The 3115-nt window shown below is 37.4% G+C and carries 2 protein-coding genes; both read left to right on the forward strand.

All coding sequences use genetic code 11. The features are described from left to right. The first annotated feature begins 219 nt into the window (after positions 1-219). Positions 220-1473 (forward strand): argininosuccinate synthase, encoded by a 1254-nt coding sequence (locus KM885_RS17580; protein WP_060668096.1) that lies wholly within the window; start codon positions 220-222, stop codon positions 1471-1473. Beyond that, on the forward strand, positions 1470-2885 hold the full coding sequence (gene argH / locus KM885_RS17585) for an argininosuccinate lyase (protein ID WP_216884337.1): 1416 nt from the start codon (positions 1470-1472) through the stop codon (positions 2883-2885). The genes KM885_RS17580 and argH overlap by 4 nt, the downstream gene beginning before the upstream one ends. Positions 2886-3115: the final 230 nt, after the last annotated feature.

Below are 3115 nucleotides of genomic sequence, written 5' to 3' on the forward strand. Positions count from 1 at the left end.
ACATTTATGATAGAGCGCCTTTTCTTTTTTTTCTAGAATTTTGTTTCAAATCCCCGAGAACTATTTTACACATAGGATATCCTTCCAATCACATGGCCAATCCACTAATTTATCCAAAACAAAAAATAAATAAAAAATTTCAAAAAACCACTTGAATTATTATGCACTATGATGCATAATAATTCATTAATAGGACATATTCGAGAGGGGAAATTTTTCATGAAGGATAAAATTGTTTTAGCTTACTCAGGTGGACTTGATACTTCTGTTGCAATTAAATGGTTACAGGATAAATATAACTATGATGTTATTGCGGTTGCTCTAGACGTCGGGGAAGGAAAGGATTTAGAATTTACTAAGAAGAAGGCAATTGATGTAGGTGCGATAAAATCTTATGTGGTAGATGCAAAGGCTTTATATGCAGAGGAATACGTTTTACCTTCCTTACAAGCAAATTTATTATATGAAGGAAAGTATCCATTAATTTCTGCATTGTCTCGTCCGTTAATTGCAAAAATTTTAGTTGATATTGCTGAAGAGGAAGGCGCGGTAGCAGTTGCACACGGTTGTACAGGGAAAGGAAATGACCAAGTTCGTTTCGATGTTTCCTTTACAGCATTAAACCCAGAATTAAAGATTGTGGCACCTGTACGTGACTGGTCCATGTCTCGTGAAGAGGAAATTGAATATGCAAAAGCACATAATATTCCAATTCCAATTGATTTAGATAATCCATTTAGTATTGACCAAAATCTATGGGGACGTAGTAATGAATGTGGAGTGTTAGAAGATCCATGGGCTGAGCCACCAGCAGAAGCTTTTGAATTAACTCAAGATCCAGTGGATGCCCCGAATGAACCACAAGTTGTTCAAATTACGTTTGAAAAGGGTAAACCTATTTCTTTAGATGGAAAAGCTCTACCATTAGACCAATTAATTTTGGAATTAAATGATATGGCAGGAAAACATGGGGTAGGACGTATTGATCATGTGGAAAATCGTTTAGTCGGTATTAAATCACGTGAAATTTATGAAGCACCTGCAGCAATGACTCTAATTGCAGCACACCAAGAACTAGAAGCTTTAACATTACCAAGAGAAGTTGCGGAGTTCAAACCAATGGTAGAACAAAAATTAGCTCAAGCAGTATATTATGGGCTATGGTATTCGCCATTAACTTCCGCATTACAAGCTTTCATTAAAGAAACTCAAGAATTTGTATCTGGTACGGTTAAAATTAAATTGTATAAAGGGCAAGCACAAGTTGTCGGTCGTGAATCAGCTAATTCTCTATATGATTTTGACCTAGCAACATACAATAAAGAAGATTCTTTCGACCATGAAGCTGCATTAGGATTCATTAAACTTTGGGGACTTCCAACAAAAGTTCATGCATCTGTGAACAAAGCAGGTTCAAAATTTAACTCAACTGAAAAGGTGAAACTAGAAGTAAAGGAAGCTGTTAAGCCGTGAAACTATGGGGCGGACGATTCACAAAGCCATCAAATGAATTAGTTGATGAATATACTGCATCGATTTACTTTGATAAGAAATTAGCAAAGTATGATATCCAAGGAAGCCTCGCTCATGTAGAAATGTTGAACGTATGTGGGATTATCTCTAAAGAGGACGCGGATAAGATAACAGAAGGTTTAAAGAAGGTAGCTGCTAAGATTGAAAGTGGAGAAGCGGAATTATCTGCTGAAAACGAAGATATTCATATGAACGTTGAAAAGCTTTTAATCGAAGAAGTAGGCCCAGTAGGTGGTAAACTACATACTGGACGAAGCCGAAATGACCAAGTGGCCTTAGATATGCGCTTGTACTTGCGGGAGGCACTTGTTGATTTAACAAGTCTTCTTGGTAAGGTGCAAGAGTCGCTTTTAAATCAAGCTAAGGCAAATCTTGATACCATTATGCCTGGGTACACGCATTTACAGCGTGCGCAACCTGTTTTATTTGGACATCATATGAGCGCCTATGTATTTATGTTTCAACGTGATGTAGAGCGCCTACAGGATAGTTTTAAACGTGTAAACAAATCCCCACTTGGAGCGGGTGCTTTGGCAGGAACAACTTTTCCGATAGACAGAGAGTTTGTTGCGGAAAGATTAGGATTTGATGGTATTTGTGAAAATAGCTTAGATGCAGTTAGCGATCGTGACTTTGTTGTTGAATTTTTAGCAAATGCATCGCTTATCTCCACCCATCTATCTAGACTTTGTGAGGAAATGGTCCAATGGTCTAGTGCAGAGTTTAACTTTATAGAATTGGATGATGAGTTTACAACAGGAAGTAGTATGATGCCACAGAAGAAAAATCCCGATGTAGCGGAGCTTGTTCGTGGAAAAACAGGGCGCGTATATGGTCACCTAATGGGAATGCTGACAACTTTAAAAGGGCTCCCACTAGCGTACAATAAAGACATGCAAGAGGATAAAGAAGGCATGTTTGATACGGTTGAAACATTAAAAGGCGCTTTAGCTTTATTTGCTCCAATGATAGAGTCCATGCAAGTAAAGAAGGAAACGATGTATCAAGCAGTGAAAGAAGACTTCTCCAACGCTACTGACTTGGCTGATTATCTAGTTGGAAAAGGGATGCCATTTAGAGAATCTCATGCAGTCGTTGGGCAAGTTGTGTTGCACTGTATCAATCAAGGACAATATTTACTGGATTTATCTCTAGAAGAATTCCGATCTTTCTCAAATTTAATTGAAGAGGATATTTTCGATGCACTTACTCCCGAAACCGTTGTGAATGCCCGTAATGTGGCAGGTGGGACAGCGAAGAATAGAGTAGAAGAACAAATCGAAAAAGCATCCGCATATCTAAAGGAAAACAAAGAATGGATAGAGGATAAAGAAACTATTATTCAAGCATAAAATACGACTAAATAACAATAGAAATAGCAGGGCAATTCGAATAGAATTTGTACCTGCTATTTTTGACGCCTTAATGATATTTTATGCGATAGTTGAAAAGTCTAATCAAGGACAAAACGCAGCAAAAACCTAAGAAAAAGTCCGTGACAACGGCTGTTATTGTATCAGTAAAGTAGACAATTTTAGAAAGTGTCCTATTCACTTGATAATCTTATAGTAGAAAAAGATAG

The organism is Oceanobacillus caeni (genome assembly GCF_019037185.1).
In the GTDB taxonomy this organism is placed as follows: domain Bacteria; phylum Bacillota; class Bacilli; order Bacillales; family Amphibacillaceae; genus Oceanobacillus; species Oceanobacillus caeni.

Excerpts from the sequence above, each read along its gene's own strand:
- KM885_RS17580 (WP_060668096.1), top strand. The coding sequence starts at position 220 with ATGAAGGATAAAATTGTTTTAGCTTACTCAGGTGGACTTGATACTTCT.